13 protein-coding genes are annotated in these 15,100 nt (G+C 41.2%); 3 read left to right on the forward strand and 10 right to left on the reverse strand.

What is annotated here, in order from left to right:
• Window positions 1–2 precede the first annotated feature (2 nt).
• Both pglZ and brxL read left to right on the forward strand, forming a co-directional pair.
• Window positions 3–2,777, forward strand: coding sequence for a BREX-1 system phosphatase PglZ type A (gene pglZ, locus OCU56_RS06805; protein ID WP_261872482.1), 2,775 nt, complete (start codon window positions 3–5; stop codon window positions 2,775–2,777).
• Window positions 2,778–2,822: 45 nt separating this feature from the next.
• Window positions 2,823–4,862 carry a protease Lon-related BREX system protein BrxL gene (gene brxL / locus OCU56_RS06810; RefSeq protein ID WP_390904863.1) on the forward strand — a complete coding sequence of 680 codons (2,040 nt, stop codon included), beginning with the start codon at window positions 2,823–2,825 and terminating at the stop codon, window positions 4,860–4,862.
• A 251-nt stretch (window positions 4,863–5,113) separates the two neighbouring features.
• Here brxL and OCU56_RS06815 read toward each other — a convergent pair.
• The 4 genes from OCU56_RS06815 to OCU56_RS06830 all read right to left on the reverse strand — a co-directional run bounded on the left by OCU56_RS06815 (window position 5,114) and on the right by OCU56_RS06830 (window position 8,359).
• Window positions 5,114–6,198, reverse strand: a protein-coding gene (locus OCU56_RS06815) for an IS3 family transposase (protein ID WP_261872484.1) whose coding sequence is annotated in 2 segments (ribosomal slippage) — window positions 5,114–5,946 and window positions 5,946–6,198 — 1,086 coding nt in all. Because the reading frame shifts where the segments join, the coding sequence is not laid out codon by codon here.
• 426 nt (window positions 6,199–6,624) lie between these two features.
• Complete coding sequence (locus OCU56_RS06820) at window positions 6,625–7,788, reverse strand: PcfJ domain-containing protein (protein ID WP_261872485.1); 1,164 nt, start codon at window positions 7,786–7,788, stop codon at window positions 6,625–6,627.
• Window positions 7,789–7,857: 69 nt separating this feature from the next.
• The gene (locus OCU56_RS06825; protein WP_261872486.1) at window positions 7,858–8,097 is read right to left on the reverse strand and encodes a hypothetical protein; all 240 of its coding nucleotides are present in this window, start codon (window positions 8,095–8,097) and stop codon (window positions 7,858–7,860) included.
• A gap of 109 nt (window positions 8,098–8,206) precedes the next feature.
• Window positions 8,207–8,359, reverse strand: a complete 153-nt coding sequence (locus tag OCU56_RS06830; protein ID WP_261872487.1) for a hypothetical protein — start codon at window positions 8,357–8,359, stop codon at window positions 8,207–8,209.
• 96 nt (window positions 8,360–8,455) lie between these two features.
• Here OCU56_RS06830 and OCU56_RS06835 point away from each other — a divergent pair, with 96 nt between their 5' ends.
• Complete coding sequence (locus tag OCU56_RS06835) at window positions 8,456–9,469, forward strand: helix-turn-helix transcriptional regulator (protein WP_261872488.1); 1,014 nt, start codon at window positions 8,456–8,458, stop codon at window positions 9,467–9,469.
• A 58-nt stretch (window positions 9,470–9,527) separates the two neighbouring features.
• On the opposite strand, the gene OCU56_RS06840 is transcribed toward OCU56_RS06835, so the two are convergent.
• The 6 genes from OCU56_RS06840 to cobT all read right to left on the reverse strand — a co-directional run bounded on the left by OCU56_RS06840 (window position 9,528) and on the right by cobT (window position 15,075).
• Complete coding sequence (locus OCU56_RS06840; RefSeq protein WP_261872489.1) at window positions 9,528–10,589, reverse strand: polysaccharide deacetylase family protein; 1,062 nt, start codon at window positions 10,587–10,589, stop codon at window positions 9,528–9,530.
• Complete coding sequence (locus OCU56_RS06845) at window positions 10,573–11,013, reverse strand: lysozyme inhibitor LprI family protein (protein ID WP_261872490.1); 441 nt, start codon at window positions 11,011–11,013, stop codon at window positions 10,573–10,575. Before OCU56_RS06845 ends, OCU56_RS06840 begins: the two co-directional genes overlap by 17 nt.
• 380 nt (window positions 11,014–11,393) lie before the next feature.
• Window positions 11,394–12,347 (reverse strand): lactate/malate family dehydrogenase, encoded by a 954-nt coding sequence (locus tag OCU56_RS06850; protein ID WP_261872491.1) that lies wholly within the window; start codon window positions 12,345–12,347, stop codon window positions 11,394–11,396.
• 238 nt (window positions 12,348–12,585) lie between these two features.
• On the reverse strand, window positions 12,586–13,137 hold the full coding sequence (cobU, locus tag OCU56_RS06855; RefSeq protein ID WP_261874785.1) for a bifunctional adenosylcobinamide kinase/adenosylcobinamide-phosphate guanylyltransferase: 552 nt from the start codon (window positions 13,135–13,137) through the stop codon (window positions 12,586–12,588).
• Window positions 13,131–13,952 (reverse strand): adenosylcobinamide-GDP ribazoletransferase, encoded by an 822-nt coding sequence (locus OCU56_RS06860; RefSeq protein ID WP_261872492.1) that lies wholly within the window; start codon window positions 13,950–13,952, stop codon window positions 13,131–13,133. Before OCU56_RS06860 ends, cobU begins: the two co-directional genes overlap by 7 nt.
• A 73-nt stretch (window positions 13,953–14,025) precedes the next feature.
• Window positions 14,026–15,075, reverse strand: a complete 1,050-nt coding sequence (cobT, locus tag OCU56_RS06865) for a nicotinate-nucleotide--dimethylbenzimidazole phosphoribosyltransferase (protein ID WP_261872493.1) — start codon at window positions 15,073–15,075, stop codon at window positions 14,026–14,028.
• Between the last annotated feature and the right edge of the window lie 25 nt (window positions 15,076–15,100).

Below are 15,100 nucleotides of genomic sequence, written 5' to 3' on the forward strand. Positions count from 1 at the left end.
GTATGAATATCGAAAAAATTAAACAAGCACTGAACAAAAAGTTCAAACAAGAAAACGGGCGCATCGTTTTTTGGCTAGATGTTGATAATGAGTTTAACGACTTAGTCGATACCTTAGAACTTGAATCGAATTATGACGATACACAGACCATCCATATTGATGCTCTATCCCACTTTGAAGTGAAGTATAGAATTGAGTTGCTAGAGCCGAACACAGCTTTCTTACTCTACTCAAACAAGAAGCCTAGTGAACCGACTCGTGACTGGTTATATGACATTCGACTATACGCAGAGGAGTTCTTTGCAGATAGAAGCTCGATGATCCTTAACGAAATTGGCATGAAAATGGAGTTCCGCTCTGTTATTGCTAAGTACAAGAATTTCTTCAATAGCGATCAACGCACAGCACGTTTACTCAAAGTTCTACCGCCAAACTCTGCAACTGAGCAGCAATTGGAGTTAGCTCTTATTGCTGCAACGTTAAAGCTTGATACAGCAACTTTTACTTCGATCCTGCAAACTCTGCTTTCCAAACTCTCTGATGATTTTGATTCTGATTCTGATTCTGATTCTGATTCTGATTCTGATTCTGATTCTGAAGAGATCTTAGCTGAACTGGATAAATACAACCTCACCAGCGCATTCTGGTCTTTCGCCAATAGTGAGATGGGTTATATCGTAGAGTCAAAAGAGGATGATGAAGTTAAACGCTCACCGACCCTTCAAGACTTTACCGTTAAACTGCTATTCACTGAGTGTTATCAGTCACTGCTCAATAGTAACTGTACTAACGATGATGAAGTGGTAAGTCGTTTCAAAGCTCACCTTCTTCCGATTCCGACACTAGAGCAAATTGAAGCGGGTTATTCAGCCGACAGAATTGGACTCAACTCACCAAGAAGAGCGCAAGTTGTAAGCTTTATCTCACAGCTTCGTGAAAGTCGCAGCTATCAAGATCAATACAACAAATTAGCTCACCGCATTGAGACGGATTATGAAATTGCATCGAAGCTGAAACTGGTAGAACGTGCAGATAAACTGACTCAAGTGGAGACCTTTGAGTTTGCCGATAAGCAACTATCTGTCCTTCTCGCTAAGAACATCGACACCTATGATCAAGAAGAACTCAATGCGATAGTAGCTCACCGTTTAGAAACTCACTGGTGTCATGTTAAGCCTGAATCTGCTGACACTAGCTACACCAGTGTTTACGAAGCAATTAAAACGGCTAAACAGCTATTTACCCTGAAAGCTAAGTATATCGATGGTCTAAATTTTGACTCGGCTAAATCACTTTACCGAGCTTACGAAAGTGACCTTTATCAATTTGATTCTGCATATCGTTCATTTACCGAACATGCAAACTACGTAGCCCATCACGGCTCTGATATTCTAAAGAAATTAAAACTGGTTGATACAATTGAAGACCTTTACGTGAACTGGTACTTACATGACTTAGCGATTGAATGGGGTAAGCATGTAGATAATGACCAGTTGCTTGAAAAGTGGAATATTCCAGGTGTTCTCCGTCAATCAGACTTTTACAAAAACGAAGTTGAACGCATCTTCCAAACCAGTCAGGTCAAGCGTGTATTTGTCATCATTAGTGATGCTCTTCGTTATGAAGTTGCTCATGAAGTCCATGAACAAGTTAATAAACAGCCTCGCTCAAAATCGACCATCACCAGTCAATTAGGTGTAGTACCGAGCTATACACAATTGGGAATGGCTTCTCTACTACCTCATAAAGAGTTAACGGCACATCTGGGTAATGACGTTAAGTACAAAGCTGATGGATTGAGCACACATGGGCTTGAAAATCGCAATGCCGTTCTAGGAAAATATCAGGGAATGGCAGTTAAGTCTTCTGATGTGCTGAACTGGACAAACGAAGAAGGACGTAAAGCGGTAGCTGATGCCAGAGTAGTATACATTTACCATGACCACATTGATGCAATCGGTGACAAGTCTGCAACAGAAAACAGCACTTTCGAAGCGTGCTCTGATGCCATTGAGCAAGTTAAATTACTGATTGACCGTATCATTAACAAGCTCAACGGTAATAGAATTTTAGTGACTGCTGATCATGGTTTCTTATTTAAATCGAGTGAGTTACAAGAGTCAGACAAAACACCTCTTTCAGTTAAACCTGTTGGAACAGTGGAAGCGAAAAAACGTTACTTAATTGGACAACAGTTGCCTGAAGAAAGCTTCTACTGGCGTGGAAGCTTAGCTACTACTGCCAATTTATCTAGCAATGGAGATGATGCTGAGTTCATCATTCCACGAGGAACGAACCGATTTAATTTTGTTGGTGGGGCTAAATTTATTCATGGCGGTATCATGCCACAAGAAATTTGTGTGCCTGTTCTTCGTATTGAACACTTAAAAACGACCAAGCAAAAGAGCACTGCGAAACAGAAAGTTGGTGTTGTTCCACTAACAAACGGGTTAAGGATGGTCACGATCAGCGAAAAGATTCCATTCTTGCAAACTAATGCTATCGGTGACGATTACAAAGAACGTCAATTGGGTATCTGGATTGAAGATCAGGAAGGTAACTTGCTTTCCAACAAGGCACCAGTGCTCTTTAACTCAACGTCTACCAACTCTGATGACCGTACTCGCAGCGTAATTCTCACCCTAAATGGTGCGAGTTTTGATCGTACCGCAACCTACAAGATGATCATGTGGGATACAGAGCAAGACGATTTATATGCTACTCATTCAGTAACTATCGATCTTGCCATTCAAGACGACTTTGATGATTTTTTCTAACGGAATTTACTAATGACGACAAATGAAGAACAAATTGCACAAGAAATTAGTGATGTGAAAGACATGACTCTTGATGACCTCATGACAACTGAGTTTAAGGGACGTGTGGTTAGAAAAGACCTAACAAAACAGTTGAAGGAAGGAGCAAACGTTCCAGTCTATGTACTTGAGTACCTACTCGGTATGTATTGTTCTGCGACTGATGAAGAGCTTATCGAACAGGGTATGGAGCGTGTTAAGAAGATCCTGACTGATAACTATGTTCGTCCCGATGAAGCGGAAAAAGTAAAATCAATGATCCGTGAACGTGGCACTCATAAAGTCATTGATAAGATCTCTGTAAGACTCAATCAGAAGAAAGACGTTTACGAAGCAACCCTATCTAACTTGGGAATCAAAGACGCTGTAATCCCTGCCAAAATGGTCAAAGATAATGAGAAACTGTTAACGGGCGGTATCTGGTGTATTGTCACGTTGAGTTACTTCTTTGAAGAAGGGCAAAAAACTTCCCCGTTCTCTGTGCTTGGACTGAAAGCGATTCAAATGCCCTCTATGAACATGGAAGAAGTGTTTAATGCTCGCAGAAACTTCAGCATAGACCAGTGGTTGGATTTACTTCTACGCTCTATTGGTATGGAGCCTGCGAACCTTGAGCAACGTGCAAAGTGGCATATCCTCGCTCGGATGATTCCATTCGTAGAAAACAACTACAACGTGTGTGAACTGGGTCCTCGTGGTACTGGTAAATCACACGTCTACAAAGAGTGTTCGCCAAACTCCCTACTTGTTTCAGGTGGTCAGACAACAGTTGCTAACCTTTTCTACAACATGTCGAGTCGTCAAGTTGGTTTGGTTGGTATGTGGGATATCGTTGCCTTCGATGAAGTAGCAGGTATTCGTTTTAAAGACAAAGATGGTGTTCAGATAATGAAAGACTACATGGCTTCTGGGTCATTTAGTCGTGGGCGAGACTCTATCGAAGCTAAAGCATCGATGGTGTTTGTCGGTAACATTGATCAAAGTGTCGAAACGTTGGTTAAGACAAGCCACCTTCTGGCTCCCTTCCCCACAGAAATGATTGATTCTGCATTTTTTGATCGTTTTCATGCTTACATTCCAGGGTGGGAAATTCCAAAAATGCGCCCTGAGTTTTTCACTAATCGCTTCGGCTTGATCACTGACTATCTTGCTGAGTATATGCGTGAAATGCGAAAACACGCCTTTGCAGATGCTATCGATAAGTTCTTTAAGCTCGGTAACAACTTAAACCAGCGTGACGTTATTGCTGTGCGCAGAACAATATCAGGCTTACTTAAGTTGCTTGTCCCTAACGGTGAGTATGACAAAGAAGATGTACGTACCTGCCTTACCTATGCTCTTGAAGTAAGAAGACGAGTAAAGGAACAGCTCAAGAAAATTGGTGGTATGGAGTTTTTCGATGTGAACTTCTCGTACATCGATAACGAAACGCTAGAAGAATTTTTCGTTAATGTACCAGAGCAAGGTGGTTCTCAGATCATTCCTCCTGGCACACCAAACGCAGGCGTTATTCACTTTGTAAGCCCAGGAGCAAACGGTAAACTTGGTGTCTTCCGTATCGAGACTCAAAAGACTGCGGGTAACGGCAAGCTAACCACTTCTGGGTTAGGTTCGGATACTGGAGCGAAAGAGCAAGTGAAAGTCGGCTTTGAATATTTTAAAGGCAACCTATCACGCATTGCCGCAAATACTCAATTCTCGGATTTTGAGTTCCACCTGCACTTTGTTGATCTTCAAATGTCTGGCAACTCTCACACCTCAAGCCTTGCTTCGCTAATCGCTAACTGTTCGACCCTGTTAGGGAAACCAATGCAAGAATCGATGGTGGTTTTAGGCTCAATGACATTAGGTGGAGTGCTAAATCCCGTTCAGGATTTAGCAAGCTCTATGCAGGTGGCTCTTGAAGCTGGTGCAACTAAGATCTTGATACCTATGGCTTCTGCTACGGATATTCCGACTGTGCCAGCAGAGACATTTACGAAATTTCAAGTTAGCTTTTACAGTGATCCCGTTGATGCGGTTTATAAAGCACTAGGAGTCAATTAAACTAAGAAATAAACACTTTTAATACAAAGTTTTACTCTTCCATTTCGTTTGTTGGTAGATAATCACGGGAAACCGTGGTTATCTATATTCGCAAAAGAAATATACAAAACTCAACACATATCTATACAAGCTGTATGGTCTTTTCTTAGGTTGTAGATACTATTCTTTATTTAAATATTGAACGCCCTCTCGTCCAGATCTTCTCTTTAGCCGGTAATCCCCCCATTAATAATTGCATTCAATCGTAGAATCTATGCTGCAACTTGTAGTGGTGGGTACCCTCCATTAGCTAAATGTGGACGCTGGTGATTGTAGAACCATAGCCACTGAGTTGCTTGATCTTGAACCTCTTCTAAGCTGTCGAACAGGTACTTACTCACCAAGCTGAACCTTACGGTTCGATTAAATCTTTCGATATACGCATTTTGTTGTGGGTTCCCTGGCTGAATATAGTCTATTCGGATGCCATGCTTGTCTGCCCACTTTGTAAATAAGTGGCTAATAAATTCGGGACCATTATCACAACGTATCGCTATCGGTTTCTGACGTTGTTCAATTAGGTTATCTAAGATCCTTGTGACGCGCTCTGCTGGCATCGAAAAATCAGGCTCTGCGGCTAAACCCTCACGTTTGTAGTCATCTATCACATTGAATAAGCGATATTTCCGCCCATCCGATAGTTGGTCATGCATAAAATCGACCGACCACACTTGGTTCGCTTTGATGGGTTCCTTGAGTGGCTCAGGTGCATGACGATTTAGGCGACGCTTAGGCTTGATACGTAAATTCAATGACAACTCACAGTAGATCCGATAAACCCGCTTGTGGTTCCATTTATACCCTTCCAAATGGCGAAGATGATGGAAGCACATGCCAAATCCCCAGTCGGATCTTTCCTCGCTGTTGCACAGCTCTAGGAGCAAGTTAGCAATGTGCTCATTCTCTGATTGCAACTTAGGCTCATAGCGATAGCACGTCTCACTAATTTTAAACCAGCGACAGGCATTTCTAATACTGACATGTTGATTCGCCACTGAATTCTGAGCCATCAAACGACGCTCACAGGGCTTCACCACTTTTTTGCCATAGCTTCGGAGATAACTTCAGCTTTGAGGCGTTCCTCTGCATACATTTTCTTGAGCCGTCGATTCTCTTCTTCAAGCTCTTTCATTCGAGTCATAAGAGATGCATCCATACCACCGTATTTAGATCGCCACTTGTAGAATGTGGCGGTGCTCATGCCATGTTCTCGACAAAGCTCTTGAATAGGGGCTCCAGCCTCTGCTTGCTTTAAGATCGCTAAGATCTGACTGTCCGTGTAACGTGATTTTTTCATAGTGAATCTCCTGTATAAATCATACGAGAAAATTCTACTTTTTCATGCTGTTATTTTTCGGGGGGATTACCCCCCTATTACAGCCACTTTACAGTTTACTTATCTAGATCGTAAGAGCGTGTCGATGTGGTTTTATTTTTCGTCACAAGCTCTTTCCAACGATTATAAAATTTGGGCGTCGAGATTATCTGGGAAACGAAAGCTTTAACTCGCTCAACGAAGTTTCTAGCCCTTTGAGCATCATACTATTAATATATTTATGTACCTATTTAACCTAAACAAACGAACGACTAATCTTCGCTCCTTAATACATAGCTTTTGCCAACTGTGCTGTTTTGTATTGGTTATCTTCTTCAATAATCACGTCCTGACTTACGCCACTTGGAAACTAAATACGCCCTTTAATCCTTTCTCATTTTATTAATTCTATTGCTTGCTACTTAAAAATGGTAATTCGCTAGATCTTGCCTTTTCGTTTTGCTTACATTGCTCAAACCAAATATGAATCAAGGCTTTACTTTCTGCTGTCGGTAGCCTATTCCTCTTTCCGCAAATTTGATCGATTTCAAACGGAAAGATCCCTTGAGGTTTTCGCCTGATTCCGATGGTTAGTCGCTGTGGTTGATGCATTTGAAATGCGAGATACCTCCCTCCTTTAATTCGGTGGTGATATACAGCAATGCAATGCATTTGTTCTTTTCCTTCTTTATGTAGCTGACGATAATTGATGATCGGTTTTATCAAATCATTACCGTTCAGAGATACCTCGTAAGGAGCATCCCAATCTATATCACCTTCACTCTCTACTTGAGAAGCCCACCGATTATGACGAATAGCCCAGCGGTCATGCAGCTCTCTAAATCTGTCTAAATTACGTTGGTTACTTATTACATCTACTGGGTTATCAACACCTAGTGCAACACCTAGCTGAATTGCATCTTGAAATTCCGATAAACGCACTCTCTGAGCTATTGAGCCTTGCTCGATAAGAGAGCCTCCAAGTCGGCTACCACTCAAGAATGGGAAAATTTGGTCAAGGCGAAGAGCTGTATAGTCAACCGTAGAGTAATGGCGCAGCTTAAGGTAACGCTGTTCTAGAGGGCTAAGCATGCGCTTTACCTGCTCTACTTCGTCGCCTTTAGTAAAGTCTAGAGTCAGTTTATCAATAAACTTCAGAGAGGCTTTAGTCCCATCAAGCCCTAACTCAGCCAGGATTTGCTTTTGCCCTAAATGGCACATAGCTAACGCCTGATCGTTATCAACGCTATGCCTATTACACACTAAAGCAAGGAGTATTGGCCTTGTTTCTAATAGTTGTTTTGCTGCCTGGCTATTAGCCGCAAGCCAGAGCATTTGATATTGGAATTCTGGAAAATCCTCTGTCGCTTTTAATAAATCTTGAGGAATAGTGTCCGTCCAACCATTGTCGTCATATTGACGTAAATAATTGAAGCCTACTCCTATACCTCCATCCAGAGGGATACGCCATTGACCTGCTGTTCTATATCCCTGAAGTTTCTGATTCCATGCTTCTAATTCAAGGTCATACTCAAAACCAAGTTCAGTGGTTGGGATGGTTAGTACTGTCATCTATTTAACTTCCTCAGTCAGGTTCTCAGGACACCAATCAGATAAATTCTCATCCTCTGATTCATCTCATCAATCTTCATCATATTCCCAGTCTTCTTCAAAGTTATCGTCAAATTCAGAAGCTTCGTCATCATCAAGAAATGCATGTTCATCTTCATCGTTCTCACTGAAAGCTGCACCAAATGATTTGATTGCCAACCAACTGAACAAACAACCTAAAAGCCAGTCTTCATCTTCATCGTTCCCAAAAAATGATTCGATTGCCAGCCAACTGAACAAACCACCTAAAAATAAATAAACAATAAACATCACTATCTCCTACTTACGCTTTGCTTTTTTTGCTAGTTTACGCTTATTCTTCACTTTCTCAGCCGAGTGGGTGTAATGTGAAGTGCTCCCCTAGCTCATGACAGCAAGTTCAACAAATAACCGTATCTTCGCCATACTCGATTGAGTCTGTAAAATAGTAACGCTTAGCTAAAACGGCTTGTTTATATAGCTCCCCCGAACCCTCTTTTAGAAAAGCGAAGTTATCTTTATTTCCATGATCAAAGTGTGGTTGTGGTTGCATTTTTGCGCTCTTAATTACGGTCTATGAACGTTATACTAAATAGACAGGCGACAATTATTATCGCTTATGATGTTTATTTTTCATCAAGAGGAAAATATGAGTAAGCAGATACTGAGATATCAAAAAATACTAGAGTCCATACCTTGCTATCCAGATTCTATATCTAGCTTAGAGTTACGAGATACGTTGATTTCCTATGGGTTGTTAGCGACTGATACGGATGATAAAAGCCAACTTCGAACTGTTCAACGCTATATTAATAAGGTCGTTGAAGATAACACCAGCATTGAAACTGAAGATGATTGTCGCCCATATCGCTACCAAATAGCTCAGGGACATCGTCATCCCATTAAGCCTGATGGGATGTCCTCCGTTGTATCATTACAAGTCATTGAGAAAGAGATTAAGTCGATGCTACCGCCAACGTTGCGCTCTGATGTCGATGCTATATTTTCTTCACTAAAGCAAGAAGACACCAAGCAAACAAAACTATGGAGTGAACGATTTTGCTATTTCCAACAAGAGCTACCGTTAGAAGCTCCACACGTAGGTAACGAGTTTTTTAAGCAGATTGAACAAGCGCTCCTCAATAGAAAAGATATCGAGTTCTGCTATCAAAAACGTGGAGCAACAGAACCAAAAGCTTATGAATTAACCCCACTAGGTCTCTTTCTTCACGGTAACAGCTTTTACCTGATAGGCATGACTCCAAACCAACCGAATAACATTCGCACCTATGCCCTGCATCGGATACACACATTAAAGGTTGGTTTTAGTAGTCACAACACTTTGGATAAGTTTAACGTCAAAGAATATGTAGAAAAAAACGCTCGTCACTTCTCTGGAGGAAACATGCAAACTGTCATACTGAAGATAGATAACCTAAATGGTTTACACCTTATTGAAGAAACTCGGCTGTCGCCCACCCAAAAAATAATCGACCAAGATGAAAAGTACACGACTGTTGAAACTGAGGTTCGCGACAGTCTGACCTTTGAATGGTGGCTGATGAAGAATGCCAATATTGTGGAGGTTATTTCTCCTATCCCGTTACGAAACAAAATTATACAAACTCTGCATGCTAGCTTAAGGTTTTACGGTCAGAGTTAGTCGTCAATGTCTATCGTTTGGGTATACCTGTTAAATAGAACGTACACTTTCTCTGGAGTTATTTAGTTATCAAGCCTTTACATTGCCCAATACTTATCAATCCAGAATGTGAATAATTACCTATAGTGTCAATTAGAGGTAATGATTTATCATTAGTGTCGTGAAATAAAATTACCCCTCTTCTTTTTAATAGCATCAATGATATAACGCGATCAGAAACTAAGTTTGAAGTCATACTTTTATGCCAGTCTTGACTATCTATATTCCACAGAACAATAGGGATATCAAGAGCTTGTAATTCCAAAGATGTTTTTTTACTCCTCATACCATAAGGAGGTCTAAATGCATGTTTTTCATTCAAGCGTTCATAGCCTTCAACTAGTTTATTCGTCCTACGAACTGACTTTATTGTTGCTGCAGTTTCGGCATGAATATTGTGTTCAAAACCATGACTGTACAGACAGTTATCTTTGTAAATACTGTTCGGCTTTCTTAACTTATACCCCAAAGCAAAAAAGCTAGCTGTTAAGTCGTTCTTCCTGAGTGAGGAAATAACTTTAGGGGTCACATTATCGTCCATACCATCATCATACGTTAGATAAAAAACGAGATCTGGAAAGTCATCCCCAGAAATTTCATTTTGTGAAAGCAACTTAATTTCGCTACTTACTTTTGAAGATAAAATAAATAGCCTTAGTTGCTCGCGTATATAACTAGTATGAAATCGAATTGAATTGACTTTTGAGTTAATGTCTTCTCTTGCTATAGCTTTATAAATTAAATCACTCCATTCAAGACTATTCCCAGATGCATAGGAATAGTTGTTCAATAGCATTTTCTTCTGTATTTCAACCCATTCGCGTGATACTTCACTATCGACGTCCATGTCAAAATCTAGAGAGTGAAAATTTTCTTTCTCTAGTTTGTTTAGCACAAAAGCATGAATTAGAATTTCGGTTTCAGAAGCTTTATTGAATTCATCTATTGAAGAAATATTATAAATACGTTCATCTTGCTCAATTATAGCAGGCGAGTCAAAAACCAACTTTGCCACCCCTTGGGATGGCAAAGTAAATAATATAAATACCAATAGTATCGTTATTTTATTGTTCTTCTGCATATTCACTCAGTAAAGCTGAAAAATCATTAGGGTTTTCGATAATTTCCCATAAATATACAATACTTGTAAGAGTTGCTTTTTTTGCACAGGTTAAATTCATAATCACAGAGTCACTTGTCACTGAAGCACAATTATCATCTCTATTCCTAATCCATTTTTTCTGAACGTTTTTTAGAGCATTTCTTTGATTTTTATTTATAACCCTTCTAGCATTACTGTATGATTCGTTCAATTCTTCATCAAGAATTGAATATATTTTTGCAGAGCAATACACTTCGTCATAGTACGTTTTAGGTGATTTACAATTAGGGAGTTCCTGTTCTATTATTATATTCTCTACACTTCTAAGCTCGCTATTTCTTACGCCAGCATTAACTGTCGAAGAAAGCAGTGCTATAAGTAAAACACTTAAGCATTTTTTCATTATTAATTCCATTTATTGAAAGGTTAAAAATCACGAAGAGTATACTAACTCATTAATATATTACGCCATGAAATCAATTTAATATTGTGAACACTATCACTACTAAAAGCTATTAAATATAAAATAACTTTTAATTATTAAGGTATTGTTAGTGCGTTGTTATGCATATCACAATATATTGATGCGTTCTTGAATATTTAGAGTTGAGTTATCGAATAAACGGCAAATAGAGAATACCGAAGGATATTTGAAATGTTTACATTCGCCTTTGCAATGCTGCTCTAGTCAGAAAAACACCTGACTAGAGAGCACATGGCATATAAAAAAGCGGCTGCGTCAAAATAAGAGATGGGCTATTTATAGCTATGCTTCAAACACTATTAATGGTGCAATCCTGTCCCTTTGGCCACGGACGCCACGTCTTGTTGGATATTTTCGGCTATATTAGCTAATACTGCTAACTCTTGAGTGGTGAATGGATGAATTAACACAGACTCTCGCCCATTTTTACCCACAACCGTAGGTAGACTCATCACTACATTGTGTAATCCATACTCGCCATCAATCATAGTGGCAATAGGAAGTACTGAACGTTCATCTATCATGATCGATTGGATAATGCGAAACACACTAGCGGCAATACCGTGAGAGGTGTTTTGCTTACGCTTAAAAATCTCAAACCCAACATGTTTTACTGATTCCAGTAATTCGTCGGCATCAATTCGATCTAACTGGTTGGTATCACAATAGTAATCTGCGGGTTGACCGGCAATACTGATGAGGCTTTTCGGTGTAAAACAGTTGCTACCGTGCTCTCCTAGCACGTAACCAAAGACGTTCTTAGGATCTAGGTTGACGCGACTCGCTACAATGGACATTAAGCGTGCTGTATCTATCACACAGCCACTACTGATCACCTTACTGGCGGCAAAGTCGGTATTTTTGACAATGAAATGAGTGACAATGTCACAAGGATTACTGACTACAATTAAGGTGGTATTGGGGGCGACAAGGTTCACTTGCTGCGCAATATCTACACCAATCTTGGCATTAATCTCTGCCAGATCCATACGAGTCTGACCTTGTTTAATTTGCGCACCTGCGGTGATCACAACAATGTCTGCATTCTTAAGGGACTGGTAATCATCACTTCCAATAATTTGAGTATTTTTAGAAAAGGTCAGCGCCGCCGTATGGCGAAAATCAAGCACTTCCCCTTCTGCTCTCTGTAAGTTTTGATCCAGCACCACCAACTCACTCACACTCCCCAGTGTCAGTAAATAATTACAGATCCCAACACCGACCGAACCTGCGCCTATCACACCAATTTTCATCGTCACTCCATGATTTAAACTATTAGAAATTAGTCTATTTTACTAACAGCAAGCGCAAAAACACCAACTTTATTTTAGCTTTTAAAATTAATTAAGTGTTATGTGCTGACTACTGACTAAAACTTAGAATATAACGATGAGCAGTAGGCAAATATTCTCCTTGTACACTAGCACTGCTACCTTTTAATTTCGCATAAAGAGGAGAAGTGCCAGCCAGCAAAACAGTACGTTATGGCTTTTACGCTTGTTTAAGCGATAGCGGCAAGCCTGCCACGACTAAGGTTACGTTATCCGCTTTCTGCGCTATCGCTTGGTTGAGCCAACCGGCTTCATCGGCAAAGCGGCGAGTTAACTCCCCTAATGGTACAATGCCAGAGCCGACCTCATTACTGATAAAAATAACCTCGCCTTTCAGCTGAGGTAAACACGCTAATAACGCCTGCTTTTGTTGTTGCCATAGTGCATCACAAGCTTGTGAATCTTCACTGGCGATAAGGTGATTGGTCAGATATAAGGTGAGACAATCGACTAAAATAACGCAGTCATCGGCGCTGTGTTGCTGTAATGTGCTGGCCAATGCCATGGGGGTTTCAATTAATTGCCAATCAAGTTTTGAGTCCATTCTATCTTGTTGGTGTCTGGCGATGCGCTCGGCCATCTCTCCATCTAAGGCGGTGGCCGTTGCAATGTAAATACAGCGCAAGCCTTGCTCTGCATACTGTTTGGCCATGGATTCCCCATAGCGACTTTTTCCCGAACGCGCCCCCCCTAATACCAGATGGATCATGATGATAAACCTATAGTTAAAATGATGATGTAACACACCAGTTCGCTGACTTGTTGCGCAGCGCCTAATGTATCACCGGTATAGCCCCCGATTTGGCGATGAAATCCCCATACCAGAAGCTGTCTTGTGACCACTAATGTCAGCAACAAGATACACGACAACGTCAGCGTCAATATACCGCTTAAACCCCCTAACACAATAAGACCCGTTACGCATAAAATGAGGAGATCATTGATGTGCTGAAATTGTGCTAACGGCTTGGATTTACTTCCATTATCTTCGCTGACGTATTGCTCAGAGTAAATGATACTGGCGGCCACTACGCGACTTAAACAATGCGCTGCAATTAACGCAACCACCGCATACACCGGATTAAAAGCCGCAATTTCCACCAACAGTTGCCACTTTAACAGTAAGGTGAGCCCTACCGATAAAGTGCCGTAAGTGCCTATGCGTGAATCTTTCATAATGCGCAATTTGTCAGCCACTTCCCAGCCACCGCCAAACCCATCGGCGGTATCGGCAAGGCCATCTTCATGGAAACCGCCCGTCACCATTACGCTGGCCATCATAGCTAAAACGACACTGACCCCATTAGGTAACACATATTGGCAAAGCCAAAATACGGCGGCGCTGACTAGACCAACCAACAAACCCACCACAGCAAAATATCGGCTGGCCTTATTGAGTTTATCACCATCAAATTCCACCCATTTTGGAATAGGTATTCGGGTAAAAAAGCTCACCGCAATCAACAATAAATTGAGCTGTGTTTTAAACCAATGAGGCTTTGTTACTGAACCCGATTGCTGCGACATGATCATCCTTGCTTATATAACTGATTATTCTAATTTTATGGCTCATTAACCTGACTCACTAGCCAGTATGCCGTTACACCACATTGCTCACGCCGGCATGTTCAAAACTGGCCATTTCGTTATAAAAGTTTACCGCAGCTTGAACAATGGGCAACGAAAGTGCGGCTCCCGTCCCCTCACCTAAGCGCAATCCTAATGATAACAAGGGGCTAGCTTGTAGTGATTGCAACATTTTTTGGTGTCCTTGCTCATCAGATTGATGGGCATAGATAAGATAATCTTTACAGTTTTCCTGTAATGCTACCGCCACGAGCGCAGCCGATGTGGCAATAAAGCCATCAATGACCACCAGCATTTTCTTTTCTGCCGCGGCTAAAATGGCTCCCGTCATTTGGACTATTTCAAAGCCCCCTAAGCAGGCCAACACATTCATTGGATCGCTAATGTTCTCTTGATGCAAGTCCATTGCTTGGCTTAGCAGTTCACGCTTAATGGAAAGTGACTCGTCATCGATTCCTGTACCGCGCCCAACGCACTCTTTAACATCTAAGTGAAGCATAGCGGCCATAATGGCAGACGCGGGTGACGTATTACCAATACCCATCTCCCCTAAAGCAATGAAGTTACAACCTGCATCAAAATGGCGTTGTACCGCATCACGGGCGAACAAAAAGCCCTGTTCAACGGTCTGCCGATCCATTGCTGGCTGTTGATGAATGGCTTGTGTGCCTGAGCCTAATCTATGGTTGGTCACGCTAGGATGATCCCATGGGGTTAACATGCCGCAATCGATGACTTCTAATTTCAGCCCCATTTGACGACAAAAAACATTCACCGCCGCCCCGCCGCTGGCAAAGTTCATCACCATTTGCTTGGTCACTTCACTTGGGGCAATGGATACGCCATGTTTGGCAATGCCATGATCGCCAGCAAACACCAACATCGCAGGCTTGTTGATGGCTAATTGCGCAGTGGGATCAAATGTATCACCCAACTGCACTCGTGCAATCTGCATAGCGAGTGACTCTAACTCACCTAATGCACCTAATGGTTTGGTTTTTTGGTCAATTTTATGTTGGATTTGCTCATCCAATTGATGATTAACGGGATCGACTGCAAACATACTTGTTCTCCAAAATACGCCCAAA

Source organism: Vibrio rarus (genome assembly GCF_024347075.1).
Lineage (GTDB): Bacteria > Pseudomonadota > Gammaproteobacteria > Enterobacterales > Vibrionaceae > Vibrio > Vibrio rarus.

Excerpts from the sequence above, each read along its gene's own strand:
- pglZ (WP_261872482.1), top strand. The coding sequence starts at position 3 with ATGAATATCGAAAAAATTAAACAAGCACTGAACAAAAAGTTCAAACAA.
- OCU56_RS06820 (WP_261872485.1), bottom strand. The coding sequence starts at position 7,788 with ATGACAGTACTAACCATCCCAACCACTGAACTTGGTTTTGAGTATGAC.
- OCU56_RS06825 (WP_261872486.1), bottom strand. The coding sequence starts at position 8,097 with ATGTTTATTGTTTATTTATTTTTAGGTGGTTTGTTCAGTTGGCTGGCA.
- OCU56_RS06830 (WP_261872487.1), bottom strand. The coding sequence starts at position 8,359 with ATGCAACCACAACCACACTTTGATCATGGAAATAAAGATAACTTCGCT.
- OCU56_RS06835 (WP_261872488.1), top strand. The coding sequence starts at position 8,456 with ATGAGTAAGCAGATACTGAGATATCAAAAAATACTAGAGTCCATACCT.
- OCU56_RS06840 (WP_261872489.1), bottom strand. The coding sequence starts at position 10,589 with ATGCAGAAGAACAATAAAATAACGATACTATTGGTATTTATATTATTT.
- OCU56_RS06845 (WP_261872490.1), bottom strand. The coding sequence starts at position 11,013 with ATGAAAAAATGCTTAAGTGTTTTACTTATAGCACTGCTTTCTTCGACA.
- OCU56_RS06850 (WP_261872491.1), bottom strand. The coding sequence starts at position 12,347 with ATGAAAATTGGTGTGATAGGCGCAGGTTCGGTCGGTGTTGGGATCTGT.
- OCU56_RS06860 (WP_261872492.1), bottom strand. The coding sequence starts at position 13,952 with ATGTCGCAGCAATCGGGTTCAGTAACAAAGCCTCATTGGTTTAAAACA.
- cobT (WP_261872493.1), bottom strand. The coding sequence starts at position 15,075 with ATGTTTGCAGTCGATCCCGTTAATCATCAATTGGATGAGCAAATCCAA.